16 protein-coding genes, 1 tRNA gene and 1 pseudogene are annotated in these 17,504 nt (G+C 65.9%); 13 read left to right on the top strand and 5 right to left on the bottom strand.

What is annotated here, in order from left to right; all coding sequences use genetic code 11:
* Positions 1-96 precede the first annotated feature (96 nt).
* The 9 genes from trpC to ACIHA7_RS17660 all read left to right on the top strand — a co-directional run bounded on the left by trpC (position 97) and on the right by ACIHA7_RS17660 (position 9,181).
* Positions 97-915: an indole-3-glycerol phosphate synthase TrpC gene (gene trpC, locus ACIHA7_RS17620; protein WP_397290510.1), complete on the top strand. Its 819-nt coding sequence runs from the start codon at positions 97-99 to the stop codon at positions 913-915.
* Complete coding sequence (gene trpB / locus ACIHA7_RS17625; RefSeq protein WP_397290512.1) at positions 912-2,174, top strand: tryptophan synthase subunit beta; 1,263 nt, start codon at positions 912-914, stop codon at positions 2,172-2,174. Before trpC ends, trpB begins: the two co-directional genes overlap by 4 nt.
* Positions 2,171-2,971: a tryptophan synthase subunit alpha gene (gene trpA / locus ACIHA7_RS17630; protein WP_397290514.1), complete on the top strand. Its 801-nt coding sequence runs from the start codon at positions 2,171-2,173 to the stop codon at positions 2,969-2,971. Before trpB ends, trpA begins: the two co-directional genes overlap by 4 nt.
* A 95-nt stretch (positions 2,972-3,066) precedes the next feature.
* Positions 3,067-4,197 (top strand): prolipoprotein diacylglyceryl transferase, encoded by a 1,131-nt coding sequence (gene lgt / locus ACIHA7_RS17635; protein WP_397290517.1) that lies wholly within the window; start codon positions 3,067-3,069, stop codon positions 4,195-4,197.
* 248 nt (positions 4,198-4,445) lie between these two features.
* On the top strand, positions 4,446-4,973 hold the full coding sequence (locus tag ACIHA7_RS17640) for an NINE protein (RefSeq protein ID WP_397290519.1): 528 nt from the start codon (positions 4,446-4,448) through the stop codon (positions 4,971-4,973).
* Between the two features lie 246 nt (positions 4,974-5,219).
* Positions 5,220-5,948 (top strand): transporter substrate-binding domain-containing protein, encoded by a 729-nt coding sequence (locus ACIHA7_RS17645; protein ID WP_325050798.1) that lies wholly within the window; start codon positions 5,220-5,222, stop codon positions 5,946-5,948.
* A 12-nt stretch (positions 5,949-5,960) separates the two neighbouring features.
* Positions 5,961-6,629, top strand: coding sequence for an amino acid ABC transporter permease (locus ACIHA7_RS17650; protein WP_397290521.1), 669 nt, complete (start codon positions 5,961-5,963; stop codon positions 6,627-6,629).
* Positions 6,630-6,840: 211 nt separating this feature from the next.
* Positions 6,841-8,259: a pyruvate kinase gene (gene pyk, locus ACIHA7_RS17655; RefSeq protein ID WP_186818892.1), complete on the top strand. Its 1,419-nt coding sequence runs from the start codon at positions 6,841-6,843 to the stop codon at positions 8,257-8,259.
* A 94-nt stretch (positions 8,260-8,353) separates the two neighbouring features.
* Positions 8,354-9,181 (top strand): acyl-CoA thioesterase, encoded by an 828-nt coding sequence (locus tag ACIHA7_RS17660; protein ID WP_397290826.1) that lies wholly within the window; start codon positions 8,354-8,356, stop codon positions 9,179-9,181.
* An 82-nt stretch (positions 9,182-9,263) separates the two neighbouring features.
* Here the strand turns inward: ACIHA7_RS17660 and ACIHA7_RS17665 are convergent, their stop codons facing one another.
* From ACIHA7_RS17665 to ACIHA7_RS17680, 4 genes are all read right to left on the bottom strand, one after another.
* Positions 9,264-9,683 carry a hypothetical protein gene (locus ACIHA7_RS17665; RefSeq protein ID WP_397290524.1) on the bottom strand — a complete coding sequence of 140 codons (420 nt, stop codon included), beginning with the start codon at positions 9,681-9,683 and terminating at the stop codon, positions 9,264-9,266.
* Between the two features lie 136 nt (positions 9,684-9,819).
* Positions 9,820-10,437, bottom strand: coding sequence for a low molecular weight phosphatase family protein (locus ACIHA7_RS17670; RefSeq protein WP_397290526.1), 618 nt, complete (start codon positions 10,435-10,437; stop codon positions 9,820-9,822).
* 232 nt (positions 10,438-10,669) lie between these two features.
* Positions 10,670-11,182: a phenylacetaldoxime dehydratase family protein gene (locus ACIHA7_RS17675; protein ID WP_397290528.1), complete on the bottom strand. Its 513-nt coding sequence runs from the start codon at positions 11,180-11,182 to the stop codon at positions 10,670-10,672.
* A 128-nt stretch (positions 11,183-11,310) separates the two neighbouring features.
* Entirely contained in the window at positions 11,311-12,108 is a 798-nt protein-coding gene (locus ACIHA7_RS17680) for an SAM-dependent methyltransferase (protein ID WP_397290530.1), read from the bottom strand.
* A gap of 1,723 nt (positions 12,109-13,831) precedes the next feature.
* Here ACIHA7_RS17680 and ACIHA7_RS17685 point away from each other — a divergent pair.
* Both ACIHA7_RS17685 and ACIHA7_RS17690 read left to right on the top strand, forming a co-directional pair.
* Positions 13,832-14,668 carry a hypothetical protein gene (locus ACIHA7_RS17685; RefSeq protein WP_397290532.1) on the top strand — a complete coding sequence of 279 codons (837 nt, stop codon included), beginning with the start codon at positions 13,832-13,834 and terminating at the stop codon, positions 14,666-14,668.
* Between the two features lie 137 nt (positions 14,669-14,805).
* Positions 14,806-14,913 (top strand): annotated as a pseudogene (locus ACIHA7_RS17690) (site-specific integrase); the annotation flags it as partial.
* A 213-nt stretch (positions 14,914-15,126) separates the two neighbouring features.
* Here ACIHA7_RS17690 and ACIHA7_RS17695 read toward each other — a convergent pair.
* A tRNA-Leu gene (locus ACIHA7_RS17695) sits at positions 15,127-15,210 on the bottom strand.
* 224 nt (positions 15,211-15,434) lie between these two features.
* On the opposite strand from ACIHA7_RS17695, the gene ACIHA7_RS17700 reads away from it, so the two are divergent.
* Together ACIHA7_RS17700 and ACIHA7_RS17705 are read left to right on the top strand one after the other, a co-directional pair.
* Positions 15,435-16,052, top strand: a complete 618-nt coding sequence (locus tag ACIHA7_RS17700; RefSeq protein ID WP_014983319.1) for an ANTAR domain-containing response regulator — start codon at positions 15,435-15,437, stop codon at positions 16,050-16,052.
* Positions 16,053-16,280: 228 nt separating this feature from the next.
* A complete protein-coding gene (locus tag ACIHA7_RS17705) occupies positions 16,281-17,480 on the top strand; it encodes a branched-chain amino acid ABC transporter substrate-binding protein (RefSeq protein WP_397290534.1) in 1,200 nt (399 codons plus the stop codon).
* Positions 17,481-17,504: the final 24 nt, after the last annotated feature.

Below are 17,504 nucleotides of genomic sequence, written 5' to 3' on the forward strand. Positions count from 1 at the left end.
CGGTAGGTCCATTTATTCTTTGTCAGCATCGGTGAGACAGCGCCTGGGGGGATTCTCAGGCAGCAAGTCCGTCTCCCCAGAAAGGATTCGAGCCAGATGACGGTACTCGACTCGATTCTCGACGGGGTCCGCGCGGATGTGGCCGCTCGGGAAGCCCTCCTCGATTTCCAGGCGATCAAGGCGGCCGCCGCGGCGGCGGCAAGCCCGCTCGACGCACGCGCGGCCCTGCTCGAAGACGGCATCGGCGTCATCGCCGAGGTGAAGCGGGCCAGCCCCTCCAAGGGCGAACTCGCCGACATCCCCGACCCGGCCAGCCTGGCCAAGGCGTACGAGGACGGCGGCGCGCGGATCATCAGCGTGCTCACCGAGGGCAGGCGCTTCCACGGGTCGCTGGACGACCTGGACGCGGTGCGCGCCACCGTGAACATCCCGATCCTGCGCAAGGACTTCGTCGTCGGGCCGTACCAGATCCACGAGGCCCGCGCGCACGGCGCCGACGTGATCCTGCTGATCGTCGCGGCGCTCGAGCAGGACGTGCTCTCCTCGCTCATCGACCGCACCGAGTCGCTCGGCATGACCGCGCTGGTCGAGGTGCACACCGAGGAAGAGGCGGATCGCGCGCTCGAGGCAGGCGCCTCGGTGATCGGCGTGAACGCCCGCAATCTCAAGACGCTCGAGGTCGATCGGGACGTGTTCGCCCGGATCGCGCCCGGCCTGCCCACCGAGGTCATCCGGATCGCCGAATCCGGCATCCGCGGCACCGCCGACCTGCTCGCCTACGCGGGGGCGGGCGCGGACGCCGTTCTCGTCGGCGAAGGCCTGGTGACAAGCGGTGATCCCCGCGCGGCCGTGTCCGAGCTGGTCACCGCGGGCACCCACCCGTCCTGCCCGAAGCCGGCGCGGCGGGGCCGGTGACGGGAGTGACGGAGCTACCCAAGGCCAGCGACGGCGTCGCGCACCGCAGCGCGCACGAACCCGATACCGGCGGCCACTTCGGCGTCTACGGCGGCAGGCACGTCCCCGAGGCGCTCATGGCGGTCATCGAGGACGTCACCGCGATGTACGAGAAGTCCCGGCTCGACCCGGACTTCCTCAACGAGCTGGACCGGTTGCAGCGCGACTACACCGGTCGCCCGTCGCCGGTGTTCGAATGCACCCGGCTCGCCGAGCATGCGGGCGGCGCGCGCATCCTGCTCAAGCGGGAAGACCTGAACCACACCGGTTCTCACAAGATCAACAATGTGCTCGGCCAGGCGCTGCTCGCCAAGCGGATGGGCAAGACCCGGGTCATCGCCGAGACCGGCGCCGGTCAGCACGGCGTCGCCACCGCGACCGCCTGCGCGCTGCTCGGCCTGGACTGCGTCGTCTACATGGGCGCCGTCGACACCGCACGGCAAGCGCTGAACGTGGCGCGGATGCGGCTGCTCGGCGCCGAGGTCGTCTCGGTGACCACCGGGTCGCAGACGCTCAAGGACGCGATCAACGAGGCGCTGCGCGACTGGGTCAGCAACGCCGACGACACCTACTACTGCTTCGGCACCGCCGCGGGCCCGCACCCGTTCCCCATGCTGGTGCGCGACTTCCAGCGGGTCATCGGCCTGGAGGCCAGGGTGCAGGTGCAGGAGTCCACCGGGCAGCTGCCCGACGCGGTCGTGGCCTGCGTCGGCGGCGGCTCCAACGCCATCGGCATCTTCCACGCCTTCCTCGACGACCCCGACGTTCGGCTGGTCGGCTACGAGGCGGCCGGTGACGGCGTCGAAACAGGCAGGCACGCGGCCACTTTCACCGGCGGCACGCCCGGCGCGTTCCAAGGCGCCTACTCGTACCTGCTGCAGGACGAGGACGGCCAGACCATCGACTCGCACTCCATCTCGGCCGGTCTGGACTACCCCGGCGTCGGCCCCGAGCACGCGCTGCTCAAGGACATCGGCCGCGCCGAGTACCGTCCCATCACCGACACCGAGGCGATGGACGCCCTGCTGCTGCTCAGCCGCAGCGAGGGCATCATCCCGGCGATCGAGTCCGCACACGCCGTCGCGGGCGCGCTGCAATTGGGCAAGGAACTCGGCCCCGGCTCGATCATCCTGGTGAACCTGTCCGGTCGCGGTGACAAGGACATGGACACGGCGGCGCGCTGGTTCGGGTTGATCGATGAGAAGGACGAGCAAAAGTGAGCCAGCAGTCCCGTCTCGCCAATACCTTTGCCGCGACACGTGGTGAGGGTCGCGCCGCGCTCATCGGCTACCTGCCCGCGGGCTATCCCGACCTGGCCGGTTCCATCGAGGTCTGTCGCGCCATGGTCGAATCCGGTTGCGACATCGTCGAAGTCGGCGTCGCCTACTCCGATCCGGTGATGGACGGCCCGACCATCCAGGCCGCCGCCGATCAGGCGTTGCGCGGCGGTGTGCGGGTGCGCGACGTGTTCTCCGTCGTCGAGGCGATCACCTCGGCGGGCGGTCAGGCCGTGGTGATGAGCTACTGGAACCCGGTGCTGAAGTACGGCGTCGACAACTTCGCGCGCGACCTCGCCGCGGCGGGTGGCGCCGGAATCATCACGCCGAACCTCATTCCGGAGGAGGCCGACGACTGGTTCGTCGCCTCGTCCACCTACAACCTCGATCGCATCTTCCTGGTCGCGCCGTCCTCCACCGAGGAGCGTCTGGTCAAGACGTTGGAAGCGTCGCGCGGCTTCGTGTACGCGGCCTCGACCATGGGCGTCACCGGCGCCCGCGACGTGGTGTCCTCGGCCGCGCCCGCATTGTGCGCGCGCATCCGGGCGCACTCCGACATCCCGATCGGCGTCGGCCTCGGCGTCCGCTCGGGCGCGCAGGCGGCCGAAATCGCTTCCTACGCAGACGGAGTCATCGTGGGTTCGGCACTGGTCAGCGCCGCGGGCGAGAGCCTGGACGCGGTCCGCGCGCTCACCGCCGAGCTGGCCGAGGGCGTGCGCTCGGCGACCGTCGCCTCGTAGGAACCGCCACCGCCGGTGGTGATTCCTACGGTGTACGGTGACCGCCACGGTGCGGTGGTTCCAGCGTCGCCGCGGTTCTCCGCTACGGTGGCCCCGTGACCTTACAAGTCCTGGCGTACATACCCAGCCCCCCGCAGGGCGTGTGGCACATCGGTCCATTCCCGTTGCGGGCCTACGCGCTGTGCATCATCCTCGGCATCGTCGTCGCCATCTGGTGGGGCGAACGGCGCTGGCGCGACCGCGGCGGCCAACAGGGCGCGATCCTGGACGTCGCGATGTTCGCGGTGCCGTTCGGCCTGGTCGGCGGCCGGCTCTACCACGTCGCCACCGACTGGCAGAAGTACTTCGGCCCCGACGGTGACCCCAAAGCCGCGCTGGAGATCTGGAACGGTGGCCTCGGCATCTGGGGCGCGGTGCTGCTCGGTGGCGTCGGTGCCTGGATCGGCTGCCGGGTGTACCGAATCCCGTTGCCCGCGTTGGGCGATGCCATCGCGCCGCCGATCCTGCTCGCGCAGGCGATCGGCCGTCTCGGCAACTACTTCAACCAGGAGCTGTACGGTCGCACCACCGACCTGCCGTGGGGTCTGGAGATCTACTTCCGCTACGACGACAACCTGAAGCCGGACGCGATGAACGGCGTCTCCAACGGCGTCGTCGACAAGGTCGTGCACCCCACGTTCCTGTACGAGCTGATCTGGAACGTGCTGATCGTGGTGCTGCTCGTGCAGCTGGACAAGCGCTACCGGATCGGGCACGGACGCCTGTTCGCGCTGTACGTCGCGGGCTACAGCTTCGGCCGTTTCTTCGTCGAGCTGATGCGCGACGACGAGGCCACCAAGCTCGCCGGAATCCGCATCAACTCGTTCACCTCCGCAATCGTATTCCTCGCGGCCATCGCCTATTTCGTGTTCGCGACCAAGGGCCGCGAGGCCCCCGAACAATTGCAACCGTCGACGGAGCGCCGGCCGTGGCCGTGGCAGATCGGTGCGTTGCGGGCGGCGGGTGCGGCGTCCGCGGAATCGGACACGGTTGTGCTGGAAAAGGATTCGGCGGAAACCGACGGCGCGACCGCGACGGACGAACTCGCGGCGGAGTCGAGCGAAACAGCCGACGTCGCGGAGAAGAACACCGCCGACACCTCGACCAGCACCGACGCGGACGCGAGCACCGACTCGGACGAGACCACCACCGCGTCGAAAAAAGTCGCGGATACCGACAAGTCCTGAATTGGACGGTGCCGCCGCCGATTACGCGGCGGCACCGCCCGAGGCCGCCCATTCGAGTTGCTACGAATTTCCGGCCGTCGATAACAGCGACATGTCCGCGGTAGATAACCCCGGGGAGTGCCGAGGGTTACGGGGCGACAAAACGCACCGATCCGACCAGAATGTCTCGTGATCGTCGCGAGCATCCCCGCTCGGCAGATCGATCAATGCCGGGCAGCGGGTGCCCGCACGAATGAGGAGGACATTCAGTGACCGACCCTTACCAGCAGAACAACCCAGGATTCGGTGGGCCGCAGTACGGTCCGCCCGGGACAGGGCCGGACCTCAACAAGCCGCAGGACACCGCGGCGCTCCCGCAGTTCGACGCCCAGCAGTCCGACCCCTACGCCCAGCCGCAGTTCGGCCAGCCGCCCGCCGACCCGTACGCCCAGCCGCAGTACGGCCAGCCCAACCCCTACGGCCAGCAGCCGGGCGGTTACCCACCCCAGTACGGCCCGCAGGGCTACAACCCGAACGACCCGGAAGCGCCCTACGGCCGCGACCAGTTCGGCGTCCCGTTCTCGGACAAGCAGAAGCTGGTTGCGGGCCTGCTGCAGATCTTCCTCGGCGCGTTCGGTGTCGGCCGTTTCTACACCGGCTACACCGGTATCGCCATCGCGCAGATCGCGGTCTTCTGGCTGACCTGCGGTATCGGCGCCATCTGGACGATCATCGACGGCATCCTGATGCTCACCGGCAAGGTGCCCGACAGCGAGGGGCGCCCGCTGCGCGAATGAGTCGCGATATTCAGACGACGGGCATCGCCGATCCGGCGGTGCCCGTTCGACGTTCCTGGCTCGGCGATGCGGCGGTCCGGCGACGCGTCGCTGTTTCCGCGAGTACAACCCTTTTGCGCACCATGATCGAGATAGGGTCCTTCGCAGAAGTCCCGGCGTAGCATGAGCCGGATTTGCGTGTTGTGTGTGGGATGTCCATACACCGAAGAGAGGGAACCCGTGCGTCGCAAGCTGTTCGCCGCCGCCATGCTCGCCATCGTCGCCGCCACCGGGCTCACCGCCTGCAGTAGCAGCAGCGATGCGAACGTGTTGAAGGTCGGCACCGAAGGCACCTACTCCCCGTTCAGCTTCCAGGGCACCGACGGCAAGATCACCGGTTACGACATCGAGGTGATCCAGGCGGTCGGCGACAAGCTCGGCAAGAAGGTCGAGTTCGTGCTGACGCCGTGGGACGCGATCTTCGCAGGCTTGGAGTCCAAGCGCTTCGACCTTGTCGCCAATCAGGTGACGATCAACGACGAGCGCACCAACAAGTACGCGCTGTCGAGCCCCTACACCACCTCCGACGGCGTGATCGTCACCCGCGCCGACAACAACGCCATCACCACCCTCGCCGACCTGAAGGGCAAGACCTGCGCCCAGTCGGCCACCAGCAACTGGGGCAAGGTCGCCACCGGCGCGGGCGCGAAGGTCGAGGCCGTGGAGGGCTTCGTGCAGGCCATCCAGCTGCTGAAGAACGGCCGCGTCGACGCCACCGTCAACGACACCCTCGCGGTCGCCGAGTACACCAAGAAGACCGGCGACACCGGCGTGAAGGTCTCCGGCAAGACCGGCGAGACCAGCAAGCAGGCGTTCGCGGCCCGCAAGGGCGACGCGGTGATCGCCGACGTCGACCGGGCGCTCAACGAGCTGCGCGCCGACGGCACGCTGGCCAAGATCTCGGACAAGTACTTCGGCACCGACGTCAGCAAGTAGCCGACGCCGTCCATGGATGCCGCTACTCGGGAACTGATCTGGCACAACCTGTGGCCGATGCTGCAGGCCACCGTCGAGAAGACGCTTCCGCTCACCGCGATCAGTTTCGTCATCGGCTTGGTGATCGCGGTGTTCGTGGCGCTGGCCCGGATGTCACCGATATGGCCGCTGTCGGCAGCCGCCCGGTTCTACATCTCGATCATTCGGGGCACGCCGCTGCTGGTGCAGCTGTTCATCGTGTTCTACGCGATGCCGCAGTTCGGCCTCGTGATCGATCCGTTCCCGGCGGCGGTGATCGCGTTCAGCCTCAATGTCGGCGGGTACGCGGCCGAGATCGTGCGCGCGTCCATCCTCAGCGTGGCGAAGGGGCAGTGGGAGGCCTCGCAGGCGCTCGGCCTGCGGTATCCGCAGATGATGCGGCTGATCATCCTGCCGCAGGCCTCGCGGATCGCGGTCCCGCCGCTGTCCAACACGTTGATCTCGTTGGTGAAGGACACCTCGCTGGCCTCGACCATCCTGGTGACCGAACTGTTGCGGGTCGCGCAGATCGCGGCGGCGCCGACCTTCGACTTCTTCGCGCTGTACGGCGTCGCGGCCATCTACTACTGGGTCATCTGCCTGTTCCTCGGCTTCGGCCAGACCCGGCTGGAGACGCGCCTGGCCCGGCACGTGGCGACCTGATCCATCGGGCGATCCGAGGCCGATCGGAGGCTGCAGCAAACTACCAGCGAGTAACATTTCCGCGCTGTCGTTTCGACTCCACGACGCTGGCCAGGCACGTTGCGCAATGCGTAACGCTTGGAGGTTTCACCAAGTAAACGTTCATTTTTTTACCCAGCTTTCACCTGGGGCACAGCGGGCCCCGGGTACTGGTCGGGACTAGGCTCTACCCGTGATGCGACGGACGAAGATTGTGTGCACGCTCGGCCCGGCTACTGCCACCGAGGACCGTATCCGCGAACTCGTCGAGAGCGGCATGGACGTGGCTCGACTGAACTTCAGTCACGGCGAACACGCGGATCACGCTGAGAACTACAAGAAGGTGCGGGCGGCCTCCGATCACCTGGGCAGAGCGGTCGGCATCCTGGCCGACCTGCAGGGACCGAAGATCCGGCTCGGCCGATTCATCGAGGGCAAGACCGTCTGGGCGACGGGTGAAGAGGTCAGGATCACCGTCGACGAGGTCGACGGCACCCACGACCGGGTTTCGACCACATACAAGGAGCTCGCGCAGGACGCCAAGGCGGGCGACCGGCTGCTCGTCGACGACGGCAAGGTCGGGCTCACCGTCATCCGGGTGGACGGCAACGACGTCGTCTGCCGGGTGACCGAGGGCGGCCCGGTCTCCAACAACAAGGGCGTTTCGCTGCCGGGCATGGATGTCTCGGTGCCCGCGCTGTCGGAGAAGGACATCGAGGACCTGGAGTTCGCGCTGAAGCTCGGCGTCGACTTCATCGCGCTGTCGTTCGTGCGGTCCCCGGCCGATGTCGAGCTGGTGCACGACATCATGGACCGGGTGGGGCGCCGGGTGCCGGTGATCGCCAAGCTGGAGAAGCCCGAGGCCATCGACAACCTGGAAGCCATCGTGCTCGCCTTCGACGCGGTCATGGTCGCCCGCGGTGACCTCGGCGTCGAGCTCCCGCTGGAGCAGGTGCCGCTGGTGCAGAAGCGGGCCATCCAGATGGCGCGGGAGAACGCCAAGCCGGTGATCGTGGCGACCCAGATGCTCGAGTCGATGATCGAGAACTCGCGCCCGACCAGGGCCGAGGCCTCCGATGTCGCGAACGCGGTGCTCGACGGCGCCGACGCGGTGATGCTCTCCGGGGAGACCTCGGTCGGCGCCTGGCCGATCGAGACGGTGCGCACCATGGCGCGCATCGTGCACGCGGTGGAGACCGAATCGACCAGGGTGCCCCCGCTGACCCACGTGCCGCGCACCAAGCGCGGCGTCATCTCCTACGCCGCCCGCGACATCGGCGAGCGGCTCAATGCCAAGGCCCTGGTGGCGTTCACCCAGTCCGGTGACACGGTGCGCCGCCTGGCCCGGTTGCACACCCCGCTGCCGCTGCTGGCGTTCACTCCGTTGCCGGAGGTGCGCAGTCAGCTCGCGCTGACCTGGGGCACCGAGACCTTCATCGTGCCGATGGTGGACACCACCGACGCTATGATCCACCAGGTCGATGTAGCACTGCTGTCCATGGAGCGATACCAAAAGGGTGACCTCGTGGTAATCGTGGCCGGCTCCCCGCCGGGTACGGTCGGTTCCACCAACCTGATCCACGTGCATCGCATCGGTGAGGAGGATCATTAACTTGAACAGCTCTCTTGGAGGGTCGGTCGTCGATTCGTCGGCGGCCGGGAAGTCTGATCTCGACGTTTTGCTCGGTCTGCTCGATTTGGAGCAGATGGACGAGGACGTGTTCGTCGGTCAGCATCCGGAGAAGGTGTGGAGCCGCACGTTCGGCGGCCAACTCGTCGCGCAGGCGATCATCGCGGCGGGCCGCACGGTCGGTGACCGTCCGGTACACGCGGTGAACGCGCATTTCGTGCGCGGCGGCGACACGAAGAAGCCGATCGAGTACCGGGTGGACCGGCACCGCGACGGCCGCGCGTTCGCCAACCGCACCGTCACCGCCTTCCAGGACGACCAGGAGCTGTTCGTCATGCTCGCGGCGTTCCAGGACTGGAACAAGGGCCTCGAGCACGGGCATCCGCTGCCCGAGGTGCCGGATCCGGAGACGCTGCCGCGTGTCGAGGAGAGCTTCGAAGGCTTGGAGGACAAGCTGGAGATGTTCATCAAGGCGCCGCACCCGATCGACATGCGCTACACCAACGACCCGGCCTGGATCCTGAAGGGCACGGGGGAGCGGCTCAACCACAATCGGGTGTGGATGCGCACGGACGGGCGGCTGCCCGACGATCCGCTGCTTCATGTTGCGACGCTCGGCTATTCGTCCGACACCACGGTGCTGGATTCGATCATCACCACGCACGGACTGTCGTGGGGGCTGGACCGGATCGTGGCGGCGACGGTGAACCATTCGATCTGGTTCCATCGGCCGTTCCGGTTCGACGAGTGGGCGCTCTACGCCACCGAGTCCCCGGTGGCCTCGGGCTCGCGTGGTTTGGCCACCGGCCGCTTCTTCTCGCGCAGCGGGGAGTTGCTGGCTACCACGGTGCAGGAAGGGCTGATTCGGCACTTCCCGACGCGGGGGGCCAACGCCGCCCGGTAGGTTCGATTATTCGCTGACTCTCGCCGCATCCGCTTCCCTCCCGGGAAGTTGGTGCGGCGCAGTCGTTTCGGGGGGTCTCGGGTCAGATCCGTTCGCGCTCGACGTCGAGGTCCAGATCCGCCCGCTGCATAGCGCGTAGGGAGAACGGGATGTTCTGGCCCGGCTCGGTGCGGGCGACACCGTAGATCCCGTGCAGCAGTTGCTGTTCCAAGCGAGTCACGTCGGCGTCGGTGAGCACGGTGGGCGCGCCGACCAGGCTGAGCGCGATCTCGTAGGTGCCGCGGCTACCCGGCTCGTCGCCGGGATGCTCCATCCGCCACTGGGTTTCGAGGGTCACGTGGGTCGGATCGTCGGTGTCCACCGGCAGCGTGAAGCGCCACGCGAACACGTCGCGGTCCTGCAGGTGGTCGTCCACCACCTCGCGCACGGTCTCGACGACTCGTTCGAGGGTTTCCGGTGTCACATACACATGGAGCGAAACATCCGAAATGCGTTTCGGCATGTCTATTCCTGTCGTGTGTCGAACCAGCAACGGCGGAAAGTTGTTGTCCGCGGGAGTGTAATACTTCCGGCGCGGAAATGGACATAGCAGCCCTGCATTGCTGTGTCGAAGGGGTGATATTCGCTGAGCCGGCAGACTACCTGACCCGGTGCGCGGCCAGAAAAGTCGCCAGCGGCGGGTTGGCGTCCGGCTCGATGATCAGCCCGGGACGTTCGTCCGCGACGGGCCTGGTCTGCTCGTGCGGCGCCAAGGCGAGCAGCAGCGGTACCAGCGCTTCGGCGATCCGGTCGCCCACGTCGCAGTACGCCTGCTCGGACAGCCCGATCGGGTCGGTGATGTTCTCCCGGCCGACGATCGACAGGTCGTTGCGCGACTCGTGCAGCTCGGCGATCGAGCGGGCGCCGGTGACGTGGGCGATCCGGTGCGCCTCCAGCAGGGTGAAGGTGCGGCAGGCCACCCCGAACCCCATCTCGCTGACCGTGTCGCGGATCTGCTGGGTCATGGTGAGCACCAGGTCGGCGTTGTCGACCATCTCGTCCTTGAGCCGCCTGGCCTTGAAGTTGCTCGCGTCGCCGCCGAGGCCTTCGATGGCTTGCGCGGCAAGTGGTTCGACCGGGAAGCCGACCAGCGCCCGGGTGCCCGCGCTCTCCGCGGTGAGGTTCGGCAGCGCGTGTTCGACCGCGATCGCGCGGGTCAGGCGCTCGGCAATCACAGAACGGCAAACATTGCCGTTGCAGACGAACAGGACGTGCATAGGAATACGGTAAACGTTCGATAACGCCGTCGATGTCCGAAAACCTCCGAAACGTGCGCTCTGGAGCAATATTCATCTGCAGGTCGGTTGCCGTACACGAGGAACGGCGCACAAGTTCCGGAGATGAGGTGTGCGTCGCATTTGCCGTTGATCATGTTCAGGTGTGTCCCCGTGCACTTACCCCATGATGGGATCACCGAAACACAGCGTTGTGATTAGCTTGTGATACGAACTACTCGGGTTCGTCGCTGTAGTAACTCTTTTCGTCGATCACCGGCGCGACCTTCGCCGGCTCGTCCCGCACGCGCCCCCTGGTGGAGAACATCCGCCCGCGCGAGGCGAGCGCAGGCGCGAACCGGGCCATGCCGGTCGGGGTGTGCATGTCGTCGTACATCGCGTCGATGCCGCCCCGCATGAAGTACGCCTCGTGCCAGAACCCGGTGCCGCCGGAGTCCCGCAGGAACTTCTGCCACCAGTCTCGGTGCGGGGCCGACCTGGTCCAGCGTTCCAGGCTGTCCAGGTCGCGCCAGTACTGCCGGGCGCCCCAGTGCGGCGGGAACAGCGACCAGATCACGTCCTCGTGCGAGAGCAGCCCGTCCGGCCGATCCCGGTGCGAGCGATAGAGTTTCGGACCGAGGCCGAGCAGGCGCAGGATGCCGCGCGGCTTGTGCACCCGCATCCCGAGGTAGATGACCACCAGATCCGGATATTCGCTCAGATCGACAGTCGTTCTCTGCACCCGCATCGCAACCTCCGCTGACTCGGGCGTCCTTGTGCCCTACTGCAGGTGATACGAGAGGGGCACCCGAACGGTTCGATGGTGGTGCGCGGCGCCCCGGCGGACCGACCGGGGATGCCGCGCTTCGATGTACGTCAGGGTTTGCGTGCGACTCCGCCGTACGCGGAGATGGGCTGTGCTTCGCCGACCTCTGTCGCCGCGGGTCGCCACTGGGTGATCGAGACGAAACCGGGCTCGATCAGCTCCAGGCCGTCGAAAGCGGCGCGGATCTGCGCCTGCGGGCGGGGGACATAGGGCACGCCGCCGCTGTTCGTGTAGTTCTCACACAGCGTCACGTAGGCCTGGCTGTCGTCGGTGCCGTCCCACAGCACCAGGTAGCTGCCCGGCCGCACCTCGCCCATCACGGTGCGGACGATGCGCAGCATTTCGTCGTAGCTCTTGGCGTGGCCGAGCACGCCCATGAACATGACGCCGATCGGTTCATCGAAGTTCAGCACGTTGCGCGCGTCCGAAACGATCTGCTCCGGATAGTGGTAATCCGAGTCGATGTACGTGGTGACGCCCTCGTTGGTGGTGCTGTTGAGTAGCGCGCGCGCGTGGGCAAGGACCAGCGGGTCGTTGTCCACATACACAACTTTCGACTCCGGCGCGATCGCCTGCGCGACCTCATGCGTGTTCTGCATGGTCGGCAGCCCGGTGCCGATGTCGAGGAATTGGCGGATACCTTCCTCGCGGGCGAGGTGGCTCACCGCGCGGATCAGGAACTGCCGCGACTGCACCGCCATCGTGCGGATGTCCGGGTCTACCTCGAGGCTGGCATCCCCGACGACCTGATCGATTTCGTAGTTGTCCTTGCCGCCCATCCAGTAGTTCCAGATTCGTGCGGAATGCGGGATATCGGTCCGGATCGTGGGGATGTGGTCATCGGACATGATGTTTCGACTCCTCAGCGAAATGACCGGCAGCACCGCCGATCATGTTGGTACGAGTTGCATCCGATCTGCTGTGCGTCAGTATAAGTTTCAAGCTTCAACCGTGGTGGAGATCCGCCAGCTACCGGATCCTTTCCTCCCTGGACGCGCGGGGCCCATACGGACGCGGACAGTCCGATCCACCCCACTGGGCCGCTGCGTCGAAGGCCGTGCACGCATCGCTTCGGACGTGCAAACCCGCAGCACAACCGGGATACGGCCCATCGCAACCCACTCGTTTGCTCCTGCTTCCGGCGACCCGGCCCCAGGTGGCTGTTTCCAGTGAAATATGACGGCACGTGATGGTCTGCTTGGCGCCGCCGAGCACGTCCCGACCCACACGCAGCATCACTCGGGTAAACCCTTGTCGGGCAATCGGACCCGATTGTTTCCCATGAGAGGCACTGTGCACACCCGCTGTCACCCGCAGAGATACAGGGCCCGCGGCTTGCAGAAGGGGTGTGAAGTTCCAGTCTGCACCCTCGAAGGGTGTGAAAGCATGCTGATTAGGTGTGGAATCGCTTGTGTGACAACAATTCTGGCAGTTGCCTGACGTAGTGTGGTGACACCTCTTCCCGAGGGGCGATGGACATGGTCCACACATCGCGCCCAGGGAGGAGGTGGTGGGGATGGCGAAACATCGCCGGAAAAAACGAGAGGCTCCGGTCGATTACGGCATCGTCTTGACAGCAGTTGCCGTGATCGCCGGAGCGCTCGTACTGGTCCGCCGGGTGCGGGCTAGGTAACCCACCAGGTGGGGCGTCGCAGGAACGGCGTCCCACCGCCCGGCATCACTTGCGTGACGACTCAATTATAAGGGTTGCTTCCGGCGGAGCGCGACTTCACGCCGAATCAAATGCGAAAACCGATCCGGCCGTTCCCTGCCGCAACCGAGCCGCTCGCGCTGCTAAGGTTGCGCGGTTCCAGTCTGCACCCAAAGAGGCTGCGAATGCACGCTGATTCGGCGTGTAATCGCCTGTGTGACAACAATTCTGGACGTCACGTGGCATCGAGTAGGGACACGTTTTCCGAGGGGCGATGGACGTGGTCCAGACATCGCGCCCAGGGAGAGGTGGTGGGGATGGCGAAACATCGCCGGAAAAAGCGAGAGGCTCCGGTCGATTACGGCCTCATGTTGACAGGAGGTGCCGTAATCGCCGGAGCACTCGTACCGGTCCGCCGGGTGCGGACTAGGTAAACCCACCAGGTAGGGCGTCGCAGCAACGGCGCCCACCGCCCAGCATCACTCACGTGACGACTCGATTGTACTGGCTCCCACCAGCGGCACGCGACTTCGCAGCGAACCAAATACGAAACTGATCCGCCCATTCACCAGTGGAACTTCCAGCGGGTTCCTGTACGGAACTCCAGCTGAAACCATCCGGCGCCGCTGCACTCGTTCGAGGAAGAGGGTAAGGAGTGGCATGTACAGGAAAAGCCGCGCCGAGCGGAGGCCGGTGGTCGCGCGCCCAGTGGCCGATGCGGACGTTCCCGAATGGGCGGGTCGCGGCGATATCGGAGATTGCGGTACATCGGGGTTCGACAGACAGTCCCATCCGGGATCGTCGCAGGTACGAAACCAGCTGGCGGTCCGAATACCGAGAAGCGCGGTGGACCTCAACGATCCGACCCGAAGATCGATGGCCTGATCCAAAAGAGCTGTCTGGTCGGGAGAATCGAGTACATGACCGGGCTTACGCTGACGACCGAGCGACGCAAGGAACTGGCGGCACTGCTGGAGGACGAGCAGCGGCTCCGGCTGGAGTATCCGAAGGTCGCCGAGTACCTCGACACGGCTCCGATGTTGCCGGGGACCGATGACCCCGCGGCTGATGCCGCGTTCGATCTCCGGCTTGTGCACTACATGACCGGTGGTGTGTCGGAGTCGGGGAATCCGTACTGGGACATTGTTGCGCCGTCGGTTGGTGAGGATGGTGGGCGTCGGGTTATCAACGGCGGCAGGAAGAACGGGAGTGCGCGGCTGGCGTTCGCACAGACGATATTGCAGGCTGCGTACGCGTATGCGGTGCCCTCGCCGGAGTCGATCGAGTGGATGGCACGGTTCACCGAAGGGCGAAGGGTACTCGAGCTGGGAGCGGGGCGTGGCTATTGGGCCGGACAGCTCGCCGCCCGTGGCGTAGACGTCGCTGCGTTCGATGTGGAGCCGCCCAACAGCACCGCGAATGTGTCGTTCCCCGGTGCTGCGGGTCAGCTGGACGTCTGGCACCCCGTGGCAGGGTTGGACGAGTTCGACGCCGAACTCGACGGCGATTGCGTGCTGTTGCTGTGCTGGCCGCTGGGGTGGGGAGATCCGATGGCGTCTCGGGCCTTGGCGGCGTTCGAGGCGCGGGGAGGTCGGCGGTTGGTCTACATCGGCGAGCCGAAGGGTGGCAAGACCGGCGACGATGCGTTCTTCGACCGGCTGTCCGAACACTGGTCGCTGGAATCTACTGATGCACAACATGTCTCGTGGTGGAATCTTGCCGATGTAGCGCAAGGTTGGGTGCGCTCGGCCGGATAGATAGACACGAAAACGCCCGGCCGCAATGAGCGACCGGGCATTCGAGATCAGACCTCTACTCGGGGCTGGGGATCGAGCGTCATCTGGTCGATTCCGCACGTTGGTATTCAAGTTGGCTTACACCGGTATTCGGATCGGGGGTTGTGCCACCTGCACTTCGCCGTACGGCCGCGTCTCTCGCCATCAGTGCAGGGGCGAATATCAATGCCGTACAGCGGATGCTCGGGCACAAAACCGCGACACTGCACTCGTTCGAGGAAGCGGGTGGGAGCTAATGGAAAGGAATAGGCGCGCAAGCGGTAAGCGATTGATCGCAACTACCGCAACTCACGCCACCACTGGAAGGGGGGTTCGGGGGGCAAAGCCCCGCCGAGCGGGGTCTGGGGGCTGCGCCCCCAGTGTGACGACGAGACACCCCCGTCCGCGCGCTATGCGGACAAGGGTGTCCCAGTGTCGAGTGCCGAGTGTGGGACTCGAACCCACACGTCCTTTCGGACAACGGTTTTTGAGACCGTCGCGTCTGCCAGTTCCGCCAACCCGGCGCACCGGGAGGAAATGATAGCGGGTGGGGTGGGCTGGCACCTAACCGGTTGGTCTTCGACCCGCGGCCGGGCGGTTTGCCCTGGGTATATGCGTTCTATGCCGAAGTGAAAGGTACTCTTTACATCACTCGATAGCGCCGTGGTGAGGTCGATGGTCGGCTAGTTGGACCAACGTCCACCCTTCGGCGTGTCGGGACAGGCATCTGAACCAGAGGGGTCTACCTATGAGCACAGCAGCAGGGGGCGCAGGCACGAAGCGCGACGCGGGGGCGAAGCGGGTTGTCGTCGCCGAGGACGAGGCGCTCATCCGCATGGATCTGGTGGAGATGCTGACCGAAGAGGGCTATCTGGTGGTCGGTGAGGCCGGCGACGGTCAGCAGGCGGTGGATCTCGCGGTGGAGCACCGGCCGGATCTGGTGATCATGGATGTGAAGATGCCGCGCAGGGACGGCATCGACGCGGCGGCCGAGATCGCGTCGAAACGTGTTGCGCCGGTGGTGATTCTGACTGCGTTCAGTCAGCGCGACCTGGTCGAGCGGGCGCGTGACGCGGGCGCGATGGCGTATTTGGTGAAGCCGTTCACGAAATCGGATCTGGTGCCCGCGATCGAGCTGGCGGCGAGCCGCTTCCATGAGATCACCGCGCTGGAGGGCGAGGTGGCGAACCTGTCCGACCGGCTGGAGACGCGCAAGCTGGTGGAGCGGGCCAAGGGCGTGCTGATGCAGACGCAGGGTCTTTCCGAGCCGCAGGCGTTCAAGTGGATTCAGCGGACCGCAATGGATCGCCGGACTACGATGAAGGCTGTCGCGGAGGTCGTGCTGGAGAACCTCGCTCCCAAGTGACCTCGGCCGTCGCCGGGTGTGAATTTTACGCGCGCGAAACGCGATCGTGAACAAAAATTCGACACGATGTCGCGTTCATGATCCGAATGTGATGCGGAACTAACGTATGAACGCTAAGTTCTGACCGGGCTGACGTGGTCGGCCTCCTCGGTGATCCCGGGGGAGCACAGGACTTAGAGGTGAAACGTGCTTAGTTCGACATGGCACAGTCGTACGACGCGAGGTGTTTTGGCTATCGGCGCTGCCGCCGCGCTGGTGCTGACCGGTTGCAGTGACAAATCGACCAGCAGCAACGGTACGGATTCGTCCGGTACCAGCGGCGCAGCCGGGCTGTCCATCCAGCCGGTGGCGCAGGTAGACATCAACGGCAAGGAAGTTGCGAAGGTCGACCCGGCCAAGGCCGCCGACCCCGCTGGTGACGGTAAGGCGACCTGCGCGCCGACCAGCATCGCCTTTGCCGGCGCGTTGACGGGCCCGAATGCCGCGCTCGGGATCAACATCGACATGGGCGCGAAGCTGGCGCTCGATCAGCACAACAAGGCCAACCCCGGCTGTCAGATCACGCTGAAGTCGTTCGACACCGAGGGCGATCCGCAGAAGGCCACCCAGGTCATCCCGCAGATCGTCAACGACAAGTCGATCGTCGCCCTGCTCGGCCCGACGTTCTCGGGTGAGACCAAGGCGACCGGCAAGATTCTCAGCGACGCGGGCCTGGCCTCGCTGACCTCCTCGGCCACCAACGCCACGCTGACGGCCAACGGCTGGACCAGCTTCTTCCGCGGCCTGGCCAACGACGACGTGCAGGGTCCGTCGGTGGCGAAGTACCTGACCGGCACCGCGGGCTACAAGAAGGTCTGCGTTGTCCAGGACAACAGCGACTACGGCACCGGCCTGGCGAAGAGCATCACCGACGGTCTGGGAGCCGCGGCCGACGCCAGCTGCTCCTCCAGCATCAAGACCGGTGACAAGGACTTCTCCGCCACGGTCACCAAGATCGCGGGTGCGAACGCGGACGCCGTCTTCTTCGCCGGTTACTACGCCGAGGGTGCGCCGCTGGCGCAGCAGCTGAAGTCGGGTGGCTTCAAGGGCGTCTTCGTCGCCCCGGACGGCACCAACGATCCGCAGTTCCTGTCCCAGGCGGGCAGCGCGGCTAAGGGCGCGACGCTGACCTGCCCGTGTGGTCCGGCTCCGGAGAAGTTCGAGAAGGATTACCAGGCCTTCAACAAGCAGCCTTCGGGTGTCTACTCGGTCGAGGCCTACGACCTGGCCACGATCCTGGCCAAGGGCATCGACGCGGGCAAGGTAACCCGCCCTGACCTGCTGGAGTACGTGCGTAGCTACGACGGCGCCGGGCTGGCCCGTCAGTACAAGTGGAGCGCCAACGGCGAGCTCAGCAACGCACTGATCTGGATTTACACGGTCAAGTAACCCATACACACGAGTCGCGCAGCA

This window comes from Nocardia sp. NPDC052316, assembly GCF_044547795.1.
Taxonomy (GTDB): domain Bacteria; phylum Actinomycetota; class Actinomycetes; order Mycobacteriales; family Mycobacteriaceae; genus Nocardia.